This is a genomic window from Phaeovulum vinaykumarii (assembly GCF_900156695.1).
In the GTDB taxonomy this organism is placed as follows: domain Bacteria; phylum Pseudomonadota; class Alphaproteobacteria; order Rhodobacterales; family Rhodobacteraceae; genus Bieblia_A; species Bieblia_A vinaykumarii.
In genome coordinates, this window is sequence record NZ_FTOM01000002.1 from 724,551 (window position 1) to 743,899 (window position 19,349).

Below are 19,349 nucleotides of genomic sequence, written 5' to 3' on the forward strand. Positions count from 1 at the left end.
AACGGGAAAGGGGCCCCGGAGATGTCTCCGGAGCCCGCGAGAACGGATCGGTCCCGATCAGCCGGCGGTCTTGGCAAAGCGCGCCAGCAGCGCGTTGCCTTCTTCCTCGATCACGTCGAAGGCCGCCTTCGGGGTGACTTCGCCCGAGAAGATGCGGTTGAATTCGCGTTCCATGATCGAGCGGATCTGCGGATAGAAGCCCATCCGATAGCCCTTGGTCCATTCGCCGCCCGGCAGCATCAGCTGCTGGATGCCGACCTCGGCGACCGGCTGCTCGTCATACCAGCCCTGCGCCTTGGCCAGCTCATAGGCGGCTTCGGTCACCGGGACATAGCCGGTGTTCTGGTGCCAGTAGACCTGGATCTCGGGCGAGGTCAGGAACGAGAAGAACTCGGCCGTGCAGGCGTTCTCGGCCTCGGGCTTGCCGGCCATGGCAAAGAGCGCCGCGCCGCCGATGAAGCTTTGCGTGCCCGCGCCCTCGATGGCGTCCCAATAGGGCATGAACACCGCCGAGAAGGGCATGACGGCGGTCTTCTGGAGGCCGCCGAAGCTGCCCGACGAGCCGATCCACATCGCCACCTTGCCTTCCTCGAAGGGCTTTTGGTTGTCCGACCAGCCCGCGCCGTAGAAGCCGTAAAGCCCCGCGTCGGCCCATTCCTTGAGCTTGTCGAACATCATCACCTGATTGTCGTCGTTGACGATCAGCTCGGTGCCCTTGATCGCGTCATAGCCGTTGTTGTTGGTGGCAAAGGGCTGGTTGTTGCGCGACTTGAAGTTCTCGACCATCATCCAGGTCAGCTGCGAGGCCGACAGCGGGATATAGCCGGCGTCCTTGAGCTTGGGCGCCACCGCCTCGAACTCCTCCCAGGTCTTGGGCGGTTCGACCCCGGCCTTCTCGAAGGCCGCGAGGTTGACATACATGATCGGCGCCGACGAGTTGAACGGCATGCCGATGAACTTGCCTTCGGAATCGGCGTAGAAATGGCGCACGCCGGCGATGAAGTCGCTGCGCTCGAAGGGTTTGCCCGCGCCCTTGATCAGATCCTCGGCGGGGATGGTCGCGCCCTTGGCGCTGATGATCGTGGCCGCGCCCGCGTCGAAGACCTGAAGGATGTTGGGATGCTCGCCCGAACGGAAGGCGGCGATGCCCGAGGCCAGCGCCTCCTCGTAGGTGCCCTTGGACAGCGGCGTCAGGTGGCAGGCCGACTGGGCTTCGTTGAATTTCTGCGAAATCTCGTTGATGACTTCGCCGTTGCGGCCACCCATCCCGTGCCACCAGGTGATGTCGGTCTGCGCGAGCGCCGCACCCGCGCTCAGGGCGAACGCCAGCGTCGAACAGGTCAGGGATTTGAGCATGAGAGCCTCCAGCTTCGGTTTGCCGGGAAACTGGGAGGGCTTTGTAACGCCGCGCTGACCGTCGTGTGAAACTCTTGCAACAGCGCCTGCGGCAGGCGGACACGGGCGCGCTCGGCCCGGCTCGAGAGGGCCGGCGTCACGAAATTCTTTTGTATTGCAATGATTAAATTCTGGGCTGCGCCGGTGGCGTTGTGCCGGGCCCGGCCGGTCCGCGGCCTCAGCCGCCGCTGGCGGCGGCGCGCGGCGGCGTGGCCAGATTGTCCGCCGCCGGGCCGGCGAAACGCGCCAGCTTCGCCAGCGCCTCGGCCGCGCTGTCTTGCAGGACATGCGCCATGCGTTCCGAGGTTTCGGCGGCGCGCAGATTGCCCAGCGCCGAGCTCTCGATCGAATTCAGATCGGCGGCGATCTTGTTCATGACCCGGATCACCTCGGCGTCGACGGCGCTGATCTCGTCCATCAGCTCGGCGGTATGCACGGCGCTGTCGAGGATGGTGTCGAGCGCCGAATCGGTCTTGCCGATTCCCTGCGAGGTATCCAGAACCTTGGTCTCGACCGCCTCGACATGGCGTTCGATCTCGCGCGAGGTGTCGGCCGACCGCGCCGCAAGGCCGCGCACCTCGCCGGCGACGACGGCAAAGCCCGCGCCGTGATCGCCCGCCCGCGCGGCCTCGACCGAGGCGTTGATGCTCAGGAGGTGGGTCTGTGCGGCCAGGTCGCCGATCTCGTCGAGCGAGGAATTGATCTCGCGCACGGCCTGCGCCGCCTCGGACATCCGCGCCACGGTCTCGCGCGAGATGGCGCGGGTTTCCTCGGCCGCCTGGCGCACGGAGGTCGCGCGGCTCTGCGCGTCGCGCACGCGGCTGCCGTTGCCCGAGGTCTTCTCGACCAGCGCCCGCACGCGCGCGGACAGGTCGGTGACCATCGATTGGTTGGCGCGCGCCGCGGCCGTGACGGCATCGTTCTGGTTGAGGATGGTGTCGGCGGTTTCGCCGACGATGCGGGTCGAGGCGGAAAGATCCGCGACAATGCCGGAGAGTTCGTCCACCATGTCGTTGACATCGCCCGCGATCTTGCGGAAGGCGCCGACATGGTCGGCCCGCATCCGCGCGTCCAGATCGCCTTGCGCGACGCGGCCCACCACCTGCGAGATATCCGACAGCCCGAAGGTGGCGATCCGGTTGATGCGATTGACGCCGTTGCACAGCTGGAACAGGAAGCCCGCGCGCCCCTCCTCGGGGAGCTGGGTGTCGAAATCGCCCGCGCTGGCCTGGCGGACGGCCTGTTCGATCTCCTCGATCACCTGGGCAATATCGGCCAGGCTGGTGTTGATCTGGGTCTGGATCGCGGCGAAGACCCCGCTTTCGGCGCCGTTGATCCGCACCGACAGGTCGCCCTGTGCCATCGCGCCGACCGAGGTCTCGATCTCGCTCAGCATGTGCTGCACCTTCTCGGCCATGTCGTCGATCGCGCGGGCCAGATCGGCGAATTCCGGGGGGATGTCCTCGGACCCGATCCGCGCGGCGAAATCGCCCTGGGCATAGCAGCCCATCACCCGTGACAGACATTCCACGAAGCTGCCGATCTGCGAGACATTCACGCTCTGGGCGCGCTCGGAGGCGTTGCGGTCGCGGATCGTGGCCATGATCTGGTTGAAGAGCGCGCCCACCTCATAGGATTCGTCGCCCGGATCGAGCGGGATATCGGCCACCTCGGCGCGCGGGTCTTCCACGATCTTGCGCATGGCGCGGACCACGTTGTCGAGCCCCAGCGGCGCGTGATGTTCGGCGATGTTGAGCCCTTCGATCTCGTCCTCGAGCGGCACCCGCAGGCCCGGCCGCCCGTCGGGGCCGCGCATCAGGACGCTGACGGTCTTGAGCACCGCGAAGGCCAGGCCAAAGGACCACAGGAACACGATCGCCACGCCCAGCGCCTGGACCCCCACCTGGGTCAGCCGGTCGGCGGCCAGAAGGGCGTCGTCGCGGGCGAAGACCCCGGTCAGGATGGTGCCCAGCGCGCCGGCAACCCCATGCACGGCCACCGCGCCCAGCGGATCGTCAAGCCGCGCGCGCCGTTCCAGCGCATTGCGCGCCAGATAGGCCACGGTGCCCCCCGCGGCCCCGATCAGCGCCGCGGAATGAGGGCCGACCGCATCGCAGCCTGCGGTGATGGCCACCAGCCCGCCCAGCATGCCGTTGATCATGAATTCGGGCTTGTGATAGCCCTCGGTCAGGCGCCCCAGCGCGAATTGCGCCAGCCCGCCGAAGGCGCCCGCCACCATGGTGTTGGCGATGATATGGGCGAAGGCGGGCGTGCCGGCGGTGGTTGAGCCGCCGTTGAAGCCGATCCAGCCCACCCACAGGATCATCGCGCCGAAGGTTGCCAGGATCGGGGAATGGCCGTGCAGCTCGACCGGGCGCCCGTTCTCGTCGAACTTGCCGTGACGCGCGCCGATCACCATGATCGCGGCCAGACCGACCCAGCCGCCGACCGAATGCACCACGGTCGAGCCGGCAAAGTCGATGAAGCCCATCTGCGCCAGGAACCCGGCATCGGCGCCGTTCAGCAGCCCGCCCCAGGCCCAATGGCCCGCGACCGGATAGATCAGACAGCCGATCAGCAGCGTGCACAGGACATAGCCCAGGATCGACATCCGCTCGGCGATGGCGCCCGACACGATGGTGGCGGCGGTGCCGCAGAAGACCAGTTGGAAGACGAAGAAGGTCAGGTTCCATTCGCCTTCGGTGTTCAGGAAGGCAAGCCGGCTGTCCCAGCCGACAAAGCCGCCCAGGCTGTCGCCGAACATCATTGCAAAGCCCACGCAGCCGAAGGCCAGCGTGGACAGGATGAAGTCCAGCATGTTCTTCTGGGCGACGTTGATGCTGTTCTTGGCGCGCACGGACCCGGCCTCGAGCAGCAGGAACCCGGCCTGCATGAAGAAGACCAGCCCCGCCGCAACCGTGGTCCACACATGGTCCAGATTGTTTTGCAGCGTGAATCGGTCGGCTTCGGCCAGGGCCGGGACGGGCAGGGCGATCAGGCCGGCCAGCAAGATCGGTAGGGTTCGGTTTCGCATGGAGCCTCCGCAATTGCAGCCACCAACGCATCGCAACCCCAAAGACGAGGTTAACGCCGCTCGTCGTTCAGGACGTTGGGCGCACCATTTTGCGGCTCTGCATAATTCGTGTGCAGGTTGCAAAGATAATATGCGCTTCCCGCGGCAGGCTGCGGGCGCCTGGCCTGCCTCAGCGTGCCGATGGCCGCGGCGTTCAACTGGCCGTGGTTCAGATGAACCTGACGGTCGGCCAGGGCGGCGGCTTCCTCGGGGTCGTGGGTGACGATCAGCGCCGACATGCCCAGCCCGCGCCGCAGCCGGTCCAGCTCGTGCCAGAGGCCGCGCTTGGTGGCGCCATCCAGCGTGGCGAAGGGCTCGTCGAGCAGGATCAGCCGCGGGCGCATCGCCAGCGTGCGCGCCAGCGCCGCGCGTTGCCGCTCGCCCCCCGACAGCGTCGCAGGCCGCCGCCCCGCCCGATGCGCGATCGCGCACAGATCCAGCGTCCGGTGGATGCGCGCGGTCTGCTCGCGTCGGCTCAGCCCCGAAAAGAGAAGCGGAAGCCGCAGGTTGGCGGCCACGCTCAGATGCGGGAACAGATGCAGATCCTGGCTCATGTAGCCGATCCGGCGGGCATGGGGCGGCACGCCGGTCAGGTCGCGCCCGGCGAAGATCACCCGCCCGCGATGCGGCAGAAGGCCGGCGATGATCTTCAGCAGCGTGCTCTTGCCCGCGCCAGAGGGGCCAAGGATCGCCAGCGCCTCGCCCGGCGCCAGGCTCAGGTCCAGCGGCGCCAGAACCGCGTTGGACACGGCCTCAAGCTGCAATCCGTGCATGGGGATCCTCGTCGTGCAGGGGGTCGGGTTTCTCGGCGCTGAGCAGGCGCAGCGCCAGCAACAGCGCAAAGGCCAGCGCCAGCAGCACCAGCGCACAGGCAATGGCGATGTCGATGCGCCCGCTGGCCATGTTCAGATAGACCGCCATCGGCAGGGTCTCGGTGTGCAGCCTTGTCGCCCCGGCGACCATGAGCGTCGCGCCGAACTCGCCCAATGCGCGCGCCCAGCCCAGCACCGCCGCCGCCATCAGCGCGCGCCCCGCGATCGGGATCTCGACCAGAAGGAACCGCCAGAAGGGCGGCACGCCCAGGGTGGCGGCGCTGTCGCCATAGCCGCGGTCGACCGCGCCGAAGGCCGCGCGCGCGGCCCGCACGATCACCGAGGTGGCGATATAGGTCTGGGCCAGGATCACGCCCGCGGGCGAGAACAGGATCTCGACCCCCAGCCCCGACAGCGCGCGGCCTGCCGGGGCCTCGTGGCCCAGCAGAAGCATCAGCCCGATGCCCGCGACCAGGGGCGGCGTGACCATCGGCAGGTCCAGCACCGTCTCGACCAGCGCCTTGCCGCGAAACCGCCGGCGCGCGATCAGCCAGGCCGTGGGCACCCCCAGCAGCAGCGCAAGCCCCAGCGCCGTCAGCGAGGCCCGCAGCGACAAGCCGACCGCAAAGCGCGTCTCGGGGGCGGCCAGCGCCTCGATCAGGCTGGCGGGTGGCAGCTCGGCGATCAGGGCGCCCAGCGCGCCCAGGATCGTGGCCACCACCGCCACCAGCGGCACCCAGACCAGAAGGGCCAGCCCTGGCATCGGCCTAGTCCGCCGGCGCCGCAAAGCCTGCCGCGGCAAAGGCGGCCTGCCCGCGCGGCGAGGCCAGGAAGGCCACGAATTCCGCCGCCCGCGCGGGGTCGGTCGCGCTGGACAGGACGCCCGCGGTGATCTCCTCGGGGGTGTAGCAGGCCAGCGGGATGGCCACGATCCGGATCTTGTCGCCATGCGGGCGCGCGGCCGAAACCGACAGGATCGCGGCATCCACATTGCCTTGCGCCACATGCAGCGCCAGCTGTTGCAGCGTGGTGGTGCGCACCACCGTATTGGCGCGGATCGCGGCCGCGTCACCGCAGCGGTCCATGATCTCGTCGGCGGTGCGGCCCAGCGCCATCGCCTGCGGATCGCCCAGCGCCAGCCGCAGCCCCGGCTGCGCCAGATCGGCCACGCCGGTGATGGCACCGGCGCGTGCGGGCGTCACCCCGATCGCGGCGGCATGGATGCCCAGCGCGACCACCCCCGAGATCCGCCCCTCGGCCGCCAGCTTGTCCGAGAAGAACCGCGTTCCGGCCAGGAAGACATCGCCCCGTCCGGTGGTGCGCGCGCGCGCCAGGATCTGGCCGGTGCCGCCGTATTCCAGCGCGATCCGGGTGCCGGTCTCGGCCTCGAAGGCCTGGGCCAGGGGCTCGACCGCGGGGCGCAGACCGGCGCCGGAATAGACGTGGAGCACCGGGCTTTCGGCCCATGCGCCCGCGGGCAAAGCCAGCGCCAGCGCGACCGAGAAGAGGGCGGCCAGCCGCAGGACCGCGCGGCGGGATGTGGCGCGCGGGCGGGGGGTCTTCAGGCGGGGGGAACCGGGGGCGGGGGGCGTGGTTTGCATCGGGAGCGGTCCTTCGGGTTGGGGCGGCGCATGTCAGGCGGGCACAGCTTGCGCGTGCATGCCCAGGCCGCAACAGCCCTGCGGCGGGGCCTTGGGCCATCACCGGGGCGGGAGGGGTCGGGAGATCGGGGAGCGCCCGGAGCGGGGCGCGCGCAGAGTGCCTCAGGGCGGCGGCACAGGCTCCGAAGGCGCGATGTCGCGCGCGGGATCGGCCAGAGACACCGCCTTGAGCCGGGCCACGACCGTCTCGCCCGCGCGCAGCGCCAGCCGGTCCCAGGACTTGCGCGACACCCGCGCCAGAAGGGCGGCACCGTGGCCGTCCTCGCCCAGCCGCAGGCGCACCGTGACCTGATGATCCGAGGTCTGTTCGGCCCCCTCGATGCGGGCGGGCAGCGCGTTCAGGATGGTGGTGTCGGCCGGCGCATGGCGGCCGAGGCTGACGTCGCTGGCCGGCACCCGCACCCGCCGGCGCATCCCCAGCGGCCCGAGATTTCCGGGAACGACCAGGCTGCCGCCCGGCACCGAAATTTCCGAAAGGCCATAGTCGGGGTCGGTCCCGATCACCGCGCCCTCCAGCACCGCGGCCGGCTCGGGCATGTGGATCAGCGGCAACGCCGGGTCGGCCAGAAGCTCGGCCAGCGGGCCTTGCGCGCGCACGCGCCCGGCCTCCATCAGCACCAGCGTATCGGCCAGCCGCTCGACCTCGGCGATGTCGTGGCTGATGTAGATGACCGGGATCGACAGGCTGGCATGCAGCCGTTCGAGATAGGGCAGGATCTCGTCCTTGGACATGCGGTCGAGCGCCGAGAGCGGCTCGTCCATCAGCAGGAGACGCGGCTGGGACAGGAGCGCGCGCCCGATCGCCACGCGCTGACGCTCGCCGCCCGACAAAAGCGGCACCGGCCGGTCAAAGAGCGGCGCGATCCCCAGCAGATCGACCACCTCCTCAAGCCCGATCTGCGCCGGGCCGCGATGGCGGCGCAGCCCGAAGGTCAGGTTGGACTGGACCGACAGATGGGGAAAGAGGCTGGCCTCCTGAAAGACATAGCCAATGGCGCGCCGATGCGGCGGCACGAAGCGGCGGCCGTCCTGCCAGACCTCTTCGTTGACGCGCAGCCGGCCCCCCGGCAGCCGCATCAGCCCGGCGATGCCGCGCAGGACGGTGGTCTTGCCGCAGCCCGACGGCCCGAAGAGCGCAGTGATCCCGCGCGCCGGGACGCGGAAGGCGGCGTCCAGCGCGAAGCTGCCCAGACGGCCCGAGAAGGCGGCCTCGATCATCGCTTGCCCCCGTTCAGCCGCCGCTCGATCAGCATCATCGCCAGGATGACCACGAAGGACAGCCCCAGCATGCCGCCGGCCAGCACATGCGCCTTGCCCCATTGCAGCGTCTCGACATAATCGAAGATGGTCACCGACAGCACCTTGGTTTCACCGGGGATGCCGCCCCCGATCATCAGCACCACGCCGAATTCGCCGACCGTATGGGCAAAGCCCAGGATCGCGCCGGTGAAGATGCCGGGCGCCGCCAGCGGCAGCGCCACGGTGAAGAACGCGTCCCAGGGCGAGGCCCGCAGCGTCGCGGCCACCTCCATCGGGCGCGGGCCCATCGCCTCGAAGGCGTTGCGGATCGGGTTGACCACGAAGGGCAGCGAATAGACCACCGAGCCCACCACCAGCCCCTCGAAGGTGAAGGACAGCTTGCGCCCCAGGATCGCCGTCAGCGGCGAATGCGGGCCCATGGCGATCAGCAGATAGAAGCCCAGCACCGTGGGCGGCAGCACGATCGGCAGCGACACGAGCGTGGCGACGACCTCCTTCCAGAGGCCGCCCGCCCGTGACAGCCACCACGCCAGAGGGGTTCCCACCAGCAGCAGGACCAGCGTCGTGACCGTTGCCAGCTTCAGCGTCAGCAACAGCGTCTCGATCATGGCCGCGTCGAAGAGAACCCCTTCTGTCATCCGTCTCTCACTCGCCCGTGCCGTAGCCGTATTTCTCGATGATGGCCCGCGCTTGCGGCCCCTTCAGGAAGTCGACGAAGGCCAGCGCGGCCTCGCTGTCGGCGCCCTTGTTCAACAGGACCGCATCCTGACGGATCGGGCTGTAGAGATCTTGCGGAATCGTCCAGCGCGAACCGGTTTCATCGCCGACCACCTGCGAAAGCGCCACGAAACCCATCGTCGCATTGCCGGTCGCCACGAATTGATGCGTCTGGCTGATGCTCTTGCCCTGCACGAGACGCGGCGCCAGCGTCTGGGCCACGCCCAGCGCCTCCATCACCTCGACGGCGGCCGCGCCATAGGGGGCGGTGACCGGATCGGCCAGGGCGATGTGATCGGTCCCTTCGGCCTTCAGCGCGGCCTCGGTGCCGTCGATCAGGGTGGGGTCGGCGCTCCACAGCACCAGCTTGCCCACCGCATAGGTGAAGCGCGAGCCGGGCACGGCCAGCCCGTCGGCCTCGGCCTTTTCGGGGCGGGCCTGGTCGGCGGCCAGGAACACCTCGAAGGGCGCGTCCTGGGTGATCTGGGCATAAAGCTGGCCGGTCGAGCCGAAGCTGAAGGTGACCGCGTGGCCCGTCGCGGCGGTGAAGGCGGCGCCGATCTCGGTCGCGGCATCGGTGAAATTGGCGGCCACGGCGGCGATGGTTTCGGCCGCGCGCGCCGGCGCACCCAGGACGAGGAGGGCGGCCAGCGCGGCGGAACCGGCCCGCAGGGAGAGCTTGGCGAAGGTCATGAACATTGTCCTTTCTGTCGGGGGAAGGAGGGGGGCGATTTCGGAGAACGGCTTCAGCGTTCGGCGTTCGGCGTTCAGGGCATGGCCAGGATGACGTGGCTGGCCTTGAAGAGCGCGGTGGCCGCGGTTCCTTCGGTCAGGCCCATCGTCTCGGCGCTGTGGCGGGTGACGATGGCGGTCAGGGTCTTGCCCGCGCCCAGATCCAGCGTGATCTCGCTGTTGATGGGGCCGTCGGTGCGCCCCGCGACGGTGCCCGCCAGCCGGTTGCAGGCCGACACGCGCCCGCCATCGCCCGTGGCCAGCATCACGAAGCTGGCCTTGATCAGGGCAAAGACCTCGGTTCCGGGCGCCAGGCCCATGTCCTCGGCGCTGCGCTCGGTGATGACGGCGCGCAGCTCCTGGCCGTCGCTGAAGGCCAGGTCGATCTCGGCGTTGACGGTGCCCTGGCGGACCCCGGTCACGGTGCAGCGGAAGGTGTTGCGGGTGCTGGTCTGCATCATCAAGCTCCACAAGGTGTCGATCGTGCCGCCCGGCTGGCGCGTCAGCCCCCTGTCAAAGGCGGCAAGGCTTTTCGACAGCGACGCCTCGAGCAGCACGAAGCCCTCGATCAGGGCGCGGCCGGCGCCGGTGACGCGCGTGCCGCCGCCTGCGCGCCCGCCGGGGGCGGCCTCGACCAGCGGTTCGGCAAAGAGGTTGTTGAGCGTGCCCACCGCGTCCCAGGCGGCCTTGTAGGACAGGCCCAGCTCGCGCGCGGCGCCCGCGATCGAGCCGTGGGTCTCGATGGCGCGCAACAGCCGGATGCGCTCGCTGCCGACCTTGCCGGCGCCTTCGCGCTGGAGCGACAGCCCCGCGCGCAGACGGCTTTCGGGCAGGGAAACGGGGGTGGGGCGGTTCATGTGCGGTGTCACGGTGTCGTTGTATGGTTCGCCTATATCGCGGTGGCTGCGGCGGTGAATGCAAGCCATCCGCTGTGAGTTTGGACTATATAGCGTTTCGAGGTGACGTTCCGACGCAGCAAACCGGGGGCGCGGGGGCAAGAATTGGGCGCGTTCCCGAAACGTGCCCAATTCCTGGGCGGCACCGGAATGGCCCGTGCGATTCCCCCGCCCCGCGTGCACCGATCACGACAGCCGCCGCAGGCCCCGCGCCGCGCCGCCGCCGGGCGTTATGTAAGTTTTTCTCATATTGCAAAGCAGGTTGCGGGGCAGAAGATGTCCGCAGGCCGCCCTGTCGCGGCCCGGTCTGCCGGTTGGGCCGGCAGGCCCGATGAAAGGAGAATTCCCATGAAACTCAGCGCACGCAACACCCTGGCCGGCAAGGTCGTGGCCATCGAGAAGGGCGCGGTGACCTCGCATGTGCAGATCGACCTGGGCGGGTCGATCCTGACCGCGGCCATCACCAACGAAGCCGTGGCCGATCTGGATCTGAAGGTCGGCGATGCGGCCAGCGCGATCGTCAAGGCCTCGGATGTGATCATCGGCAAGTGAGGGCGCGGGCGGCGGGCCCGCCGCCCCCCTTTCGCCCCCATCCGGGCGCGCGTGTTCCGTCTGCGCCGATCCTTCTGCGCCCGCTGGCCCCCGCGCGGCCGGTGGGCGTTTTCATGTCGGCCGCCGCGCGCCTTGTCCTTGGGGCCTTGTCCTTGGGGCTTTGTCCTTGGGGCCTTGTCTTCGCGGGGGGCTTGTCTCCGCGCTGGCGATGCCGGCCGCTTCGCGCTAAGACGGGACGCGCCAGACGAGAGTTGTGCCAGACGAGGGGCGTGCCAGACGAGGGGGCGACCGGAGAAGGCCCATGACCACAAGCGCGACCCCGCCGGGGCTGAGAAGCTCGCTGATGATCGAACGTTCCGGCGCGCGCATGGGCGGCGACCGTGTGGCGCTTCTGGCGGCGGTCGGGCGCACCGGCTCGATCTCGGCGGCCGCGCGCGAGGTGGGCCTGTCCTACAAGGCCGCCTGGGATGGCGTGCATGCGATGAACAACCTCTTTGCCACGCCGCTGGTGACCGCGGCGCCGGGCGGGCGGTCGGGCGGGGGCGCGGCGCTGACCCCGGCCGGCGAGAAGGTGATCGCGGCCTATGGCGCGCTTCAGGAGGGGCTGGAACGCGCGGTCTCGGCGCTCGAGACCCAGATCGACTTCGACCCCAATGACCTGCTGTGGAGCCTGATGATGAAGACCTCGGCGCGCAATTGCTACCGCTGCACGGTCACCGCCGTCACCGAAAGCACCGTCAGCGCCGAGATCGAGATGTCGATCGGCGACGGTCAGAGCATTGCCGCCGTCATCACCGGGCGCAGCGCCGCCGAGATGGGGCTGGCGCCGGGGGTCGAGGTCTTTGCCCTGATCAAGTCGAGCTTCGTCATCCTGGCCACGGGCGATCCGGGGCCGATGTCGGTGCGCAACCGGCTGACCGGCATCGTGGCCGGGCGCACCGACGGTCCCGTCACCAGCGAGATCCTGCTCGATCTGGGCGGCGACAAGACGCTTGCGGCCACCATCACCCGCGAAAGCGCCGAGACCCTGGCGCTCTGTCCGGGCGACACCGCTACCGCGCTGGTCAAGTCAAGCCACGTCATTCTGGCGCTGCCCTGATCTGCGGCCCTGACCGGCTGCCATCTGCGGCCCCTGCCGCGTCGGGCTGTGTCGGCATGTCGCAGCCCGCGCGGGCGGGCAAGGCCCGCGCCGCCACGCCCGCCCGCCGGGTGGCATTGCCGGTGAAATTCCATTGCCCGCCATGATGTTGCCCCTGCGCCTTGGGTGGTTCTTCGGGGCGGCGGGCCGCGTCCTTCCGGGCGGGGCGGGGCCGGGCTGCGGCCCGCGGCGCTGGCCGTTCGCCTTGACAATCCGGGCCCCGTGACAAAAATTCCGCGGGTTCAAGTTCCGGCCCGCAAGCCGGATGAAAAGGGAACACGGAACGGCCCCCTTGGGCCTAAGCCGTGGCTGCCCCCGCAACTGTGAGCGGCGAGCGACGTCATCCATGCCACTGGGCCGAATGGTCCGGGAAGGCCGACCGAGCAACGACCCGCGAGCCAGGAGACCTGCTTGAACCATCACCCTTTCCGGGCGCGGGGCGCGCCATGGAAGCGGAGTTCCGCAGTGGTGAGCGTCGCTGTCCGGGAGGGTCTGCCTTCCCGGGCGAGAAACACTCTTGCGGGCCTTCGACCCGCCACAGGGAATGGAAACCATGGGTTCCAATCGCGTCTTTCGTCATGGGCTGCTGGCATCGGCGGCCGTGCTCACCCTGCCTGTTGCCGCCGGCGCGCAGGACACCGGCTTCGATCTGGGCGAGATCGTCGTTTCGGCCGGTCTCGAGGCGACCGAGGCCGACCGCACCGGCAGCACCGTCGATGTGATCGACGCCGAGGCGCTGTCCGGCGCGGCCGTGCGTGTCAGCGATATCCTGACCGCGGTGCCGGGCGTCACGGTGCGCGGCAACGGCCCGATGGGCACCACCACCGCGGTCGTGTTGCGTGGCGCGCCCGCGGCCTATGTGCCGGTGCTGATCGACGGCATCGAGGTGGGCGACCCGACCGCGATCAGCGGCGACTTCGACTTCGGCGGCATGATCGGCGCCGACCTGAGCCGCATCGAGGTTCTCAAGGGCAGCCAGTCGGCGATTTACGGGGCCAATGCCGTGGGCGGCGTCATCGACATCACCTCGTTCCGGCCGACCGAGATGGGCACCAGCCAGCAGATCCGCCTGGAATTCGGCTCGAACGAGACCGCGCTGGCCAGCTATAGCCTGGGCCACAAGACCGAACGGGCCGAGCTGGCCTTCACCCTGTCGCGGGTGACGAGCGACGGCTTCTCGGCGCTGGACGAGAACGACGGCAACTTCGAGGCCGACGGCTATCGCGCCACCCGCGCCAGCCTGCATGCGCGCTATACGCTCGACAATGGCACGCTGATCGGCCTCAATGCCTTCCGCGAGGTCAGCCGCGGCGAATTCGACGATTGGGTCGGCGACGTTCTGGGCACGCCGGGCGACGATTACACCGACCGCAAGGCGACCGGGGTGCGCGCCTTCACCGAATTCTCGACCGGGCGGATCGACCACACGCTGTCGCTGACGCATTACCGCTCGGACCGCCAGAGCACGTCGAACGGCGCGGTCAGCGATTTCGACGGCCAGCGCAGCAAGGCCGCCTACAAGGGCGCGATGGATCTGGGCGCACGGACGCGGCTGGTCTTCGGCGCCGATTCCATGCGCGAATCCGCCGCCGGGTTCCGGTCGACCACGATCTCGGGGGTCTTTGCCGACCTGGCTTTCGCCGCGACGCCGGATCTCGATCTGGACCTGACCTACCGCCATGACGACCATTCGCGTTTCGGTGGCTTCGACACCGCGCGCCTGACCGCCGTCTACCGCCCGCGCGAGGATCTTCTGTTCCGCGCCGCCATCGGCAACGGCTTCCGCGCGCCCAGCATCTATCAGCTGTTCAGCATCTACGGCGACGCGGGCCTTCAGCCCGAGGAAAGCCTGACCGCCGAACTGGGGGTCGAGAAACGCTGGGGCACGCGCGCGTCGCTCAAGGCCACGGCCTTCTATCTCGAGGCCGACAACCTGATCGGCTTCGACCCGCTGGCGGTGGCCTGCGGCCAGCCCTGGGGCTGCTATGCGCAGGTGCCGGGTGTTTCGCGGCGTTCGGGGGTCGAGATCGAGGGCCGTCTGGCCCTGCGCGAGGGCCTCGATCTGAGCCTGGCCTACACCTATACCGACAGCGCGCGCTCGGGGCCGGACTGGGCGCAGGTGGCGCTGCATGACCTGCGCGTGACCGCCGAGGCGCAGTTGACCCCGCTTCTCAGCGGCTCGCTGGCGGTCCAGCATGTGGCGGGCCGTCCCACGGGCCTTGAAGACTATACCGTGGTCGATGCCGGGATGGCGTATGATCTGGGCACGGGCCGGTCGGCCTATCTGCGGGTCGAGAACGTCTTTGACACCGAATACCAGACCGTCCGCACCTATGGCACGGCAGACAGGACGGTTCATGTCGGTCTTTCGGCAACATTCTGAGCGGGGCATGGGCCCGTCCGCGCATCTGTCCGGGCGGGTCTTGCGCGCCGGCATCGGGGGGGCTGCATCCGCGGCCCCCCTTGCGCGCTTTGCGGGCGGGGGGGCGCTTTCGTGCCGCCGCCACCGGGGCGGGCGGTTTCGCGCCGCCGCCGCGGGCTTTCTGGCGTTGGGCCTTTCCATGGGGGCTGCGGGCGGCGCGGCCGCGCAGGCCGAACCGCCCCGGCGCGTCGTCTCGATCAATCTGTGCACCGACCAGCTGGCGCTGATCCTGGGCGCGCCGGGGCAGTTGCGCTCGGTCACGGCGCTGGCGCAGGATCCGCGCATGTCGGTCATGGCGCGCCAGGCGCAGGCACTTCCCGCCAACCATGGCCGCGCCGAGGAGGTGTTTCTCCACGCCCCCGATCTGGTTCTGGCGGGCAGCTACACCAACCATGCCACCGTCGACATGCTGGAGCGGCTGGGCGTGCCGGTCCTGCGGATGGCGCCCGCCACGACCCTTGCGCAGGTGCGCGAGCGGCTGCTGGAAGCGGGCAGGGCGCTCGGCCGCGAGGACCGCGCCGCCGAGGTCGTGGCCGCCTATGACCGCCGTCTGGCCGCGCTGAGCCCGCCCGCGGGCCCGCGCCCCACGGCGGCCAATTACGCTGCCAACGGTTATGCCGCGGGCCGCGACAGCCTGAGCGCCGAGTTGCTCGAGGCGGCGGGCTTCGATCATCTGGCCGACGATCTGGGGCTGAGCTTCGGGGGCTTCCTGCCGCTCGAGCTGCTGGTGATGGCCGACCCCGACCTTCTGGTTCTGGCGCGCGCCAATCCCGGCGCCGCGCGGGCCGAAGACATCCTGCGCCATCCCGCGCTGCACCATCTGGGCGGCCAGCAGGTCGCGCTCGAGGATCGCGACTGGATCTGCGGGCTTCCGGCGGTGCTGGACGGGGCCGAGCGCCTGGCGGCGCTGCGCCGCGAGATGGAGAAGAAACCGGCGCTGCGCCGCGAGATGGAGAAGAAACCGGCGCTGCGCCCCCATACGGACAAGGAACCTGCGCTGCGCCGCAATAGGGACGAGGAGGCCGCGCGATGAAGGCACTTCATATCGGGCTGGGCCTGTCGGTCGCGGGCCTCTTCGTGCTGTCGCTTCTGGTGGGGCCGGCGGGCATTGCTGCGCCCGAGGCGCTGTCGGCGCTGGTCCGGGGCGACGGGCAGACCCCGGTCGAGCTGGTCATGCGCGAGATCCGCCTGCCGCGCGCGATCCTGGCGGTGCTGGTCGGCGCCAGCCTTGGCCTGTCGGGCGCGGCCATGCAGGGCGCGCTGCGCAACCCGCTGGCCGAGCCCGGCGTGATCGGCGTCTCGGCCTCGGCGGCGCTGGGGGCGGTGCTGGCGCTTCAGACGGGGCTGGCGGCGCTGGTGCCGATGGCGCTGCCGGGGGCGGCGCTGCTGGGCGCGGCGGTCTCGGTGCTGATGTTGCATCTTCTGACCCGCGGGGCCGGCACGCTCGAACTGATCCTGGGCGGGGTTGCCATCTCGGCGCTGGCCTCGGCGCTGACGGCGCTGGTCCTCAACCTCTCGCCCAACCCCTTTGCCGTCCACGAGATCCTGTTCTGGATGCTGGGCTCGCTGGCGGATCGGTCCTTCGTCCATGTCTGGACCGCGGCGCCGGTCATGCTGGCGGGCTGGCTGGTGCTGCTGCGCCTGGGGCCGGGGCTTGACGCGCTGACGCTGGGCGAGGATGCGGCCGCCTCGATGGGGGTCGATCTGCGCCGGCTGCGGCTGGGGCTGGTGCTGGGGGTGGCGGCCTCGGTCGGGGCGGCGACGGCGGTTGCGGGCGCGATCGGCTTTGTCGGGCTGGTGGTGCCGCATATGCTGCGCCGCGCGGTGGGGGCGCGGCCCTCGGCGCTGCTTCTCGCCTCGGCGCTGGGGGGGGCGGCGCTGGTGCTGGCCGCCGATCTGGCCGTGCGCGTGATCCTGCCCGAGCGCGACCTGAAGCTGGGCGTGGTCATGGCGCTTCTGGGCGCGCCGCTTTTCCTGCATCTGATCCGCAAGAACCGGAGCCTGTCATGAGCCGCGCCGCCCCGCATCCTCAAGGCTTGGCCCAGGGCCTGGCCCAGCGCCAGCCCGGCCTGCATTTCGAGGCGCTGACGCTCAAACGCGCTGGCCGTGCGGTGCTCGAGAACGTGTCCTTCGACCTGCGCGCGGGCGAATGCCTTGGCCTGATCGGGCCCAATGGCGCGGGCAAGTCCACCTTGATGCGCGCGGCGATGGGGCTTCTGCCCACGGCGGGCCATTCGGATCTGGCGCGCCTGCCGGTCGGTGCGCGCGCGCGCCACGCCGCCTTCCTGCCCCAGGGCCGCGAGATCGCCTGGCCGGTCGCGGTGGCGCATCTGGTCGAGCTGGGCGCGCGCGCCGCCGGCCGCGGCCCCGATCGCGCCGCGGCGGCGCTGGCGCGGCTCGATCTGGCCGCGCTGGCCGCCCGCCCGGCCACGGCGCTGTCGGGGGGCGAGCAGGCGCGCGTCCTTCTGGCCCGCGCGCTGGCGCAGGACGCGCCCTATCTTCTGGCCGACGAGCCCATCGCCGGGCTCGATCCCGCCCAGCAGATCCGCACCATGCGCCTTCTGTCCGATCTGGCGACCGAAGGCCGCGGGGTCATGGTCTCGATCCATGACATCGGCCTGGCGGCGCGCCATTGCGACCGGCTTCTGGTGATCGCGGCGGGCCGCATCGTGGCCGAAGGGCCCCCGCGCGCGGTGCTGACGGCCGATCTTCTGGCCCGCGTCTTCCGCATCGAGGCGCGGATATCCGAGACGCCCGAGGGCCTGGACATCCGCCCGACGAGGGCGCTGTGAGCGCGCCGCCCGCCACCGGCGCGGGGCGCCGCGGGGCGCAAGCGTCTGATGCCCCGCCGCCCGAGGTCCAGCCCCCGGCCGCCGGGGCGCTGCGGCTTGACCGGCCCTGGCTCGACTGGGATCTGGGGGGGGCGCATCGGGTGCTGAGCTTTGCCCCCCATCGCCCCGGCTTCGTGACCGCCACGCGCCTGATCTGGCGCGAGGTCCGCAATGCCGACCTGCCGCCGGGGCGCGATGTGGACGCCTGGCTGCGCGGGGCGTTGCAGGCGCGCGGCGCGCTCGATGCGGTGGTCATGCTGACCGCGCGCGACATCGCCTGCCACGATCTTCTGCGCGTCGAGGTCGAGGGCATCGCCGTGACTTGCCTCGCCACGGTCGGTCTGACCAATGCCGAAAGCATCGGCCGGCGCCGGGTCTTTGCGACCGATGCCTTCGGCACCATCAACATCGGCGTGCGGATCGAGGCCGACCTGACCGCGCCCGCCCAGATCGAGGCGCTGAGCATCGCCGCCGAGGCCCGCACCGCCGCGGTGATGGCGGCCGGGCTGCATCTGGAGACCGGGCTTGCCACCGGCACCGGCACCGATTGCATCGCTGTGGCGGCCCAACCCGGCGCCGCTGCTTCCGGCGGATTGGCGCATGCGGGGCTGCATACCGCGCTGGGCGAGGCGCTGGGCGCGGCCGTGCACGGCGCGGTGGCGCGCGGGGTTGCGGCCTGGCAGGTGGAGAATGCGTCATGAGGGGCGGCCTTCGGGGCGGGACCGGCCGCAGCCGGTTCGCGGATCAGGGAGGGGGGCGAAATGGATGAGATTTCCGTGCCGCTGTCGGCATCGGCATCGACTTCTGCATCGGCGGACGCGGTGACGCCGGCGCTGGGGCGGTTGCTGGCGCTTCTGGATCTGGGCGGTCCGGTGATCTGGGCGATCGCGGCGCTGTCGGTGCTGACGCTGACGGTGGTGCTGTGGAAGCTGTGGCATCTGATGCGGCTCGGGGCGTGGTCGGGGGGGGCGGCCACGGCCCGGGCACTGGCGCTGTGGCAGAGCGGCGCGGCCGAGCCCGCGCTGGCGGCCCTTGAGGCGCGGCGCTCGCTGCGCGCGCGGGTGACGCGGGCCGCCATGTGCGCCTGCCGCGACCCCGATCTGGACGACGAGGCCGCGCGCGAGGAAACGACGCGCACCGCCCGCACGCTTCTGGCCGAGGCGGGCGCCGGGCTGCGGGTGCTGGAACTGGCCGCTACCATCGGCCCGCTTCTGGGGCTGTTTGGCACCGTCACCGGCATGATCGGCGCCTTTCAGGCCTTGCAGGAGGCGGGCGCGCAGGCCGACCCCGCAACGCTGGCCGGCGGCATCTGGCAGGCGCTCCTGACCACGGCGGCGGGCATGGCGGTGGCGATCCCGGCGCAGATCGCGCTGACCGGCTTCGAGGGTGTGCTCGACCGGCTGCGCCATGATCTCGAGGATCGGGCGACGGCGGTCTTCCTGGCGGCGCGGCGCGCGCAGGCTCGGGCGGCGGCGTGATGTTCCGCTTTGCCCCGCCCCGGACGCGCCGCCGCCCCGACCTGACGCCGATGATCGACGTGGTGTTCCTGCTGCTGGTCTTCTTCATGCTGGTGGCGCGTTTTGGCGTGGAACGGCACGTGCCGCTGGTCACGGGGGGCGCGGGGGCGGGCGAATGGACGGGGCCTGCGCGTCTGGTCGATGTCGCGCCGGGGGGGGCGCTGCGGCTCAACGGTGCGGCGGTGGCGCCTGCGGATCTGCCCGCGCGGCTGGGTGCGCTGATGGCCGCACCCTCCGACCCGGTGATCTTGCGCGCGCGGGAGGCCACGCTTCAGGATCTTGTCGCCGCGATGGATCTGCTGACGGCGGCGGGGTTCACGCAACTGGTGCTGATGGATTAGGC

At 70.5% G+C, this 19,349-nt stretch carries 18 protein-coding genes and 1 riboswitch; of the genes, 9 read left to right on the forward strand and 9 right to left on the reverse strand.

What is annotated here, in order from left to right; genetic code table 11:
* Nucleotides 1-57 precede the first annotated feature (57 nt).
* The 9 genes from BW949_RS07675 to BW949_RS07715 all read right to left on the reverse strand — a co-directional run bounded on the left by BW949_RS07675 (nucleotide 58) and on the right by BW949_RS07715 (nucleotide 10,507).
* The gene (locus BW949_RS07675; protein ID WP_076364625.1) at nucleotides 58-1,356 is read right to left on the reverse strand and encodes an extracellular solute-binding protein; all 1,299 of its coding nucleotides are present in this window, start codon (nucleotides 1,354-1,356) and stop codon (nucleotides 58-60) included.
* 217 nt (nucleotides 1,357-1,573) lie between these two features.
* Nucleotides 1,574-4,429, reverse strand: a complete 2,856-nt coding sequence (amt, locus tag BW949_RS07680; RefSeq protein ID WP_083947636.1) for an ammonium transporter — start codon at nucleotides 4,427-4,429, stop codon at nucleotides 1,574-1,576.
* Nucleotides 4,430-4,479: 50 nt separating this feature from the next.
* Nucleotides 4,480-5,241 (reverse strand): ABC transporter ATP-binding protein, encoded by a 762-nt coding sequence (locus BW949_RS07685; RefSeq protein ID WP_083947637.1) that lies wholly within the window; start codon nucleotides 5,239-5,241, stop codon nucleotides 4,480-4,482.
* Nucleotides 5,222-6,043, reverse strand: coding sequence for an ABC transporter permease (locus tag BW949_RS07690; RefSeq protein ID WP_076364631.1), 822 nt, complete (start codon nucleotides 6,041-6,043; stop codon nucleotides 5,222-5,224). The genes BW949_RS07685 and BW949_RS07690 overlap by 20 nt, the downstream gene beginning before the upstream one ends.
* 4 nt (nucleotides 6,044-6,047) lie before the next feature.
* Entirely contained in the window at nucleotides 6,048-6,881 is an 834-nt protein-coding gene (gene modA, locus BW949_RS07695) for a molybdate ABC transporter substrate-binding protein (RefSeq protein ID WP_083947638.1), read from the reverse strand.
* A 162-nt stretch (nucleotides 6,882-7,043) separates the two neighbouring features.
* Nucleotides 7,044-8,159: a molybdenum ABC transporter ATP-binding protein gene (modC, locus tag BW949_RS07700; RefSeq protein WP_076364633.1), complete on the reverse strand. Its 1,116-nt coding sequence runs from the start codon at nucleotides 8,157-8,159 to the stop codon at nucleotides 7,044-7,046.
* Nucleotides 8,156-8,839, reverse strand: coding sequence for a molybdate ABC transporter permease subunit (gene modB / locus BW949_RS07705; RefSeq protein ID WP_076364635.1), 684 nt, complete (start codon nucleotides 8,837-8,839; stop codon nucleotides 8,156-8,158). The genes modC and modB overlap by 4 nt, the downstream gene beginning before the upstream one ends.
* Before the next feature lie 7 nt (nucleotides 8,840-8,846).
* Complete coding sequence (modA, locus tag BW949_RS07710) at nucleotides 8,847-9,611, reverse strand: molybdate ABC transporter substrate-binding protein (protein ID WP_076364931.1); 765 nt, start codon at nucleotides 9,609-9,611, stop codon at nucleotides 8,847-8,849.
* Between the two features lie 74 nt (nucleotides 9,612-9,685).
* Complete coding sequence (locus BW949_RS07715) at nucleotides 9,686-10,507, reverse strand: TOBE domain-containing protein (RefSeq protein WP_235816230.1); 822 nt, start codon at nucleotides 10,505-10,507, stop codon at nucleotides 9,686-9,688.
* A gap of 387 nt (nucleotides 10,508-10,894) precedes the next feature.
* On the opposite strand from BW949_RS07715, the gene BW949_RS07720 reads away from it, so the two are divergent.
* From BW949_RS07720 to BW949_RS07760, 9 genes are all read left to right on the forward strand, one after another.
* Nucleotides 10,895-11,098, forward strand: a complete 204-nt coding sequence (locus BW949_RS07720; RefSeq protein ID WP_076364637.1) for a TOBE domain-containing protein — start codon at nucleotides 10,895-10,897, stop codon at nucleotides 11,096-11,098.
* Nucleotides 11,099-11,399: 301 nt separating this feature from the next.
* Nucleotides 11,400-12,197 (forward strand): TOBE domain-containing protein, encoded by a 798-nt coding sequence (locus BW949_RS07725; protein WP_076364639.1) that lies wholly within the window; start codon nucleotides 11,400-11,402, stop codon nucleotides 12,195-12,197.
* A 266-nt stretch (nucleotides 12,198-12,463) separates the two neighbouring features.
* Nucleotides 12,464-12,665, forward strand: a riboswitch (cobalamin riboswitch).
* 124 nt (nucleotides 12,666-12,789) lie between these two features.
* The gene (locus tag BW949_RS07730; protein ID WP_159440051.1) at nucleotides 12,790-14,619 is read left to right on the forward strand and encodes a TonB-dependent receptor plug domain-containing protein; all 1,830 of its coding nucleotides are present in this window, start codon (nucleotides 12,790-12,792) and stop codon (nucleotides 14,617-14,619) included.
* A gap of 7 nt (nucleotides 14,620-14,626) precedes the next feature.
* Complete coding sequence (locus tag BW949_RS07735) at nucleotides 14,627-15,691, forward strand: ABC transporter substrate-binding protein (protein ID WP_235816231.1); 1,065 nt, start codon at nucleotides 14,627-14,629, stop codon at nucleotides 15,689-15,691.
* Nucleotides 15,688-16,668, forward strand: coding sequence for a FecCD family ABC transporter permease (locus tag BW949_RS07740; RefSeq protein WP_076364645.1), 981 nt, complete (start codon nucleotides 15,688-15,690; stop codon nucleotides 16,666-16,668). The genes BW949_RS07735 and BW949_RS07740 overlap by 4 nt, the downstream gene beginning before the upstream one ends.
* The gene (locus BW949_RS07745; RefSeq protein ID WP_083947639.1) at nucleotides 16,665-17,450 is read left to right on the forward strand and encodes an ABC transporter ATP-binding protein; all 786 of its coding nucleotides are present in this window, start codon (nucleotides 16,665-16,667) and stop codon (nucleotides 17,448-17,450) included. The genes BW949_RS07740 and BW949_RS07745 overlap by 4 nt, the downstream gene beginning before the upstream one ends.
* 89 nt (nucleotides 17,451-17,539) lie before the next feature.
* Nucleotides 17,540-18,190 carry an adenosylcobinamide amidohydrolase gene (locus BW949_RS07750; protein ID WP_076364937.1) on the forward strand — a complete coding sequence of 217 codons (651 nt, stop codon included), beginning with the start codon at nucleotides 17,540-17,542 and terminating at the stop codon, nucleotides 18,188-18,190.
* A 60-nt stretch (nucleotides 18,191-18,250) separates the two neighbouring features.
* Nucleotides 18,251-18,967 (forward strand): MotA/TolQ/ExbB proton channel family protein, encoded by a 717-nt coding sequence (locus BW949_RS07755; RefSeq protein ID WP_083947640.1) that lies wholly within the window; start codon nucleotides 18,251-18,253, stop codon nucleotides 18,965-18,967.
* Complete coding sequence (locus BW949_RS07760) at nucleotides 18,967-19,347, forward strand: ExbD/TolR family protein (RefSeq protein ID WP_076364647.1); 381 nt, start codon at nucleotides 18,967-18,969, stop codon at nucleotides 19,345-19,347. The genes BW949_RS07755 and BW949_RS07760 overlap by 1 nt, the downstream gene beginning before the upstream one ends.
* Nucleotides 19,348-19,349: the final 2 nt, after the last annotated feature.

Coding starts and splice junctions, on each gene's coding strand:
- BW949_RS07675 (WP_076364625.1), bottom strand. CDS start 1,356: ATGCTCAAATCCCTGACCTGTTCGACGCTGGCGTTCGCCCTGAGCGCG.
- amt (WP_083947636.1), bottom strand. CDS start 4,429: ATGCGAAACCGAACCCTACCGATCTTGCTGGCCGGCCTGATCGCCCTG.
- BW949_RS07685 (WP_083947637.1), bottom strand. CDS start 5,241: ATGCACGGATTGCAGCTTGAGGCCGTGTCCAACGCGGTTCTGGCGCCG.
- BW949_RS07690 (WP_076364631.1), bottom strand. CDS start 6,043: ATGCCAGGGCTGGCCCTTCTGGTCTGGGTGCCGCTGGTGGCGGTGGTG.
- modA (WP_083947638.1), bottom strand. CDS start 6,881: ATGCAAACCACGCCCCCCGCCCCCGGTTCCCCCCGCCTGAAGACCCCC.
- modC (WP_076364633.1), bottom strand. CDS start 8,159: ATGATCGAGGCCGCCTTCTCGGGCCGTCTGGGCAGCTTCGCGCTGGAC.
- modB (WP_076364635.1), bottom strand. CDS start 8,839: ATGACAGAAGGGGTTCTCTTCGACGCGGCCATGATCGAGACGCTGTTG.
- modA (WP_076364931.1), bottom strand. CDS start 9,611: ATGACCTTCGCCAAGCTCTCCCTGCGGGCCGGTTCCGCCGCGCTGGCC.
- BW949_RS07715 (WP_235816230.1), bottom strand. CDS start 10,507: ATGAACCGCCCCACCCCCGTTTCCCTGCCCGAAAGCCGTCTGCGCGCG.
- BW949_RS07720 (WP_076364637.1), top strand. CDS start 10,895: ATGAAACTCAGCGCACGCAACACCCTGGCCGGCAAGGTCGTGGCCATC.
- BW949_RS07725 (WP_076364639.1), top strand. CDS start 11,400: ATGACCACAAGCGCGACCCCGCCGGGGCTGAGAAGCTCGCTGATGATC.
- BW949_RS07730 (WP_159440051.1), top strand. CDS start 12,790: ATGGGTTCCAATCGCGTCTTTCGTCATGGGCTGCTGGCATCGGCGGCC.
- BW949_RS07735 (WP_235816231.1), top strand. CDS start 14,627: ATGGGCCCGTCCGCGCATCTGTCCGGGCGGGTCTTGCGCGCCGGCATC.
- BW949_RS07740 (WP_076364645.1), top strand. CDS start 15,688: ATGAAGGCACTTCATATCGGGCTGGGCCTGTCGGTCGCGGGCCTCTTC.
- BW949_RS07745 (WP_083947639.1), top strand. CDS start 16,665: ATGAGCCGCGCCGCCCCGCATCCTCAAGGCTTGGCCCAGGGCCTGGCC.
- BW949_RS07755 (WP_083947640.1), top strand. CDS start 18,251: ATGGATGAGATTTCCGTGCCGCTGTCGGCATCGGCATCGACTTCTGCA.
- BW949_RS07760 (WP_076364647.1), top strand. CDS start 18,967: ATGTTCCGCTTTGCCCCGCCCCGGACGCGCCGCCGCCCCGACCTGACG.